The organism is Yoonia sp. (assembly GCF_046498525.1).
In the GTDB taxonomy this organism is placed as follows: domain Bacteria; phylum Pseudomonadota; class Alphaproteobacteria; order Rhodobacterales; family Rhodobacteraceae; genus Yoonia.
Genome location: NZ_JAWOAN010000003.1, coordinates 1 through 2,601, shown reverse-complemented (window position 1 = coordinate 2,601; position 2,601 = coordinate 1). Strand labels below are relative to the sequence as shown.

The 2,601-nt window shown below is 57.3% G+C and carries 4 protein-coding genes; all 4 read right to left on the bottom strand.

The features are described from left to right. The coding region (locus tag R6T97_RS00125; RefSeq protein WP_410347287.1) for a mechanosensitive ion channel family protein at nt 1-620 on the bottom strand (620 nt) is incomplete at its 3' end. Between the two features lies 1 nt (nt 621). After that, a complete protein-coding gene (locus R6T97_RS00120; RefSeq protein WP_410347286.1) occupies nt 622-921 on the bottom strand; it encodes a 4a-hydroxytetrahydrobiopterin dehydratase in 300 nt (99 codons plus the stop codon). Then, on the bottom strand, nt 918-2,102 hold the full coding sequence (locus R6T97_RS00115; RefSeq protein WP_410347285.1) for a GNAT family N-acetyltransferase: 1,185 nt from the start codon (nt 2,100-2,102) through the stop codon (nt 918-920). The genes R6T97_RS00120 and R6T97_RS00115 overlap by 4 nt, the downstream gene beginning before the upstream one ends. A 31-nt stretch (nt 2,103-2,133) precedes the next feature. Further along, the coding region (locus tag R6T97_RS00110) for a glycerophosphodiester phosphodiesterase family protein (RefSeq protein ID WP_410347284.1) at nt 2,134-2,601 on the bottom strand (468 nt) is incomplete at its 5' end.

Below are 2,601 nucleotides of genomic sequence, written 5' to 3'. Positions count from 1 at the left end.
CGGATCGTATCTTCGGCCAGCTTCAGATTGGCCCCATAACCGACCCCAAAAACCCATTCGGCGCGGCGTGTGTCATAGGTGGAATAGTTGGTGATCGTATTGCCCCAAACCTGACTGTTGGGGATGATGATCTGGACGTTGCTGATGGCAGCCAGTTCTGTGCAATTCAGCGTGATATCCTTCACCGTGCCCATCTGTCCGCTGACCTCGACGAAATCACCGATCTTGATTGGGCGGAAAAAGACGATCATTACCCCAGCGGCTACGTTGGAAAGTGTGCCCTGCAAAGCAAGACCGATAGCCAGACCGGCGGCACCGATGACCGCCACGAAAGAGGTCGTTTGCACCCCGAATGTGTTAAGTACAAAGATAAACGCAAAGATGATGATGACGTAGCGTGCGACATTGCCCAGAAAGTTGAACAATGTCACGTCAAGGTGCGCGTGTCTGCCGCCAACCGCTGTGATCCGCTGCCGGACCCAACCGCCCAAGACAAATCCGACAAGCAGGATCGCAAGTGCTGCCAGCACATTGCCCACGGCAGATGCAATAAATTCAAGTGTCAGCAAATCCGCAATGGTTCGCCCATCCCAGATGACGGTGTTTATCAATTGGTCCAATTTAGCCCCCAGCGAGTTTATCCAGTTTCGCGCCAAGTTCAGCGTCAAGCGCGCTTAGGCCATCTGCATCATGTGTCGTCAAGGTGACCTCGACGGTTTTATAGACGTTGGACCATTCTGGGTGGTGGTTCAGTTTTTCCGCGTGGATCGCGGCGCGGGTCATAAAGCCGAAGGCCTCTACGAAATTGGCAAAGACGAATTTCTTGTAGATCGCGTCGCGCCTTTCGGTCATTTCCCAGCCGTTGTCCAGCAGCGGGGTGATCTTTTCTGCACGCTCTGCTTGGGTCAATTTGTCGGTCATTGGTGTTCCTCCATATCAGATTTGCGGAATGGGCCGTAGCTTGTCAGCACTTCGATTTCGTGGTCGACCGCGTCGCGCTCGGCCTCCAGATAGCGGGCCACGGCGTCTTTGAATCCGGCATCGCCGAACCAGTGCAGCGAATGGGTGGCTACAGGCAGATAGCCACGCGCCAGCTTGTGTTCACCTTGCGCACCCGCCTCGACCTTGCCCAGCCCATCCCGGATAGCATAGTCGATGGCACGATAATAGCAGACCTCGAAATGCAGGCAGGGGTGATGTTCGGTGCATCCCCAGTAGCGGCCATAAAGCGCGTCGCGCCCGATGAAGTTCAGCGCACCTGCAACAGGCCGCCCGTCGCGCATGGCGAGAACCATCAGCATATCGTCGCGCAGGGTGTCTTGAGCAAGATCAAAGAATGACCGCGTCAGATAAGGTGTGCCCCATTTGCGGTTGCCGGTGTCCTGATAGAACACCCAGAAGGCATCCCAATGTTCCGGCTTGATCTGGTCACCTGTCAATTCGACAATTTCGCCGCCAAAGGCATTTGCAGTGCTGCGTTCCTTGCGCATGTTCTTGCGCTTGCGGCTGGAAAGCGAGGCAAGAAATGCATCGAAATCGATATAGCCATCGTTGACCCAATGAAATTGCTGCCCGATACGGGAAAGCAGGCCCATCTCCTCGCCGGCGATAGCCTCTGCTTCGGTGCAAAAGGTGGCGTGGACAGATGACAGTTCATTATCGGCCGCAATCTGCACAGCCCCTTGAACGAGCGCCGACATACCCGTGGCCTCATACCCCGGCTTGGTCAGGAACCGCCGCCCAGTGGCAGGTGTAAAAGGGACCGCGATCTGCAGTTTGGGGTAATACCGCCCGCCTGCGTTCTCGAAGGCATGGGCCCAGTTGTGGTCGAAGATGTATTCGCCTTGGCTATGGCCCTTTGCATAAAGCGGCGCGACCGCGATCAGCGTATCACCTTGTCTGGCGGTAATGTACCGCGGCTGCCATCCCGTGCCCGGACCAACCGAGCGGCTGTCCTCGAGCGCCTTGAGAAAGCGGTGTGTGGTGAACGGATCATCGGGGCGACCATTCGCAGCTTCAGGGCAGGCACAGGCATCCCATTCGGCCGCGTCAATCGCGTTGATGGTTGGATGCGCTGTGATTTCGATTGGTGCGTCGCTCATCCTGTGCAACTTGTGTGCTTCGCGGGCCGGGTCAAGCCAGATAGCCCTCGAATGTCACATTATCGACGATGCGGCGGGCTTCCGCCTCTGCTTTGGCGGACCGGATCGTCCATGCGAGGAGCTTTGCCCCCTTCGCCTTCAACTCCGCTACGCGGCGGCGGTCAAGATCGGTGGATTCGTGGCTGATAAAACAGGCACCGACGCGCGCGTAATCGGGGATTTCGCGCAAGATATCGCGGGTGTCTGCGGAAACCTCAGGCCAGAACGCTGTCTCATAACTTGAAGTGACTAGACCACGGGGAATATCGGGGGCAAGCTCCGCGCAAACCGCAACGGCGTGCGGATTGAAAGACATCAGCGCCACATCGCCGGCGTAATCCTTCAACGCCGCACAAGTCGCTGCCTCGAGCGGGCCAACTTGTGGACCCATCGCGCCGTCCTGATCCTTGATCTCGATCAGCAGCGGGACCTGGCCTGCCACCATCTCCAGCACTTTCTC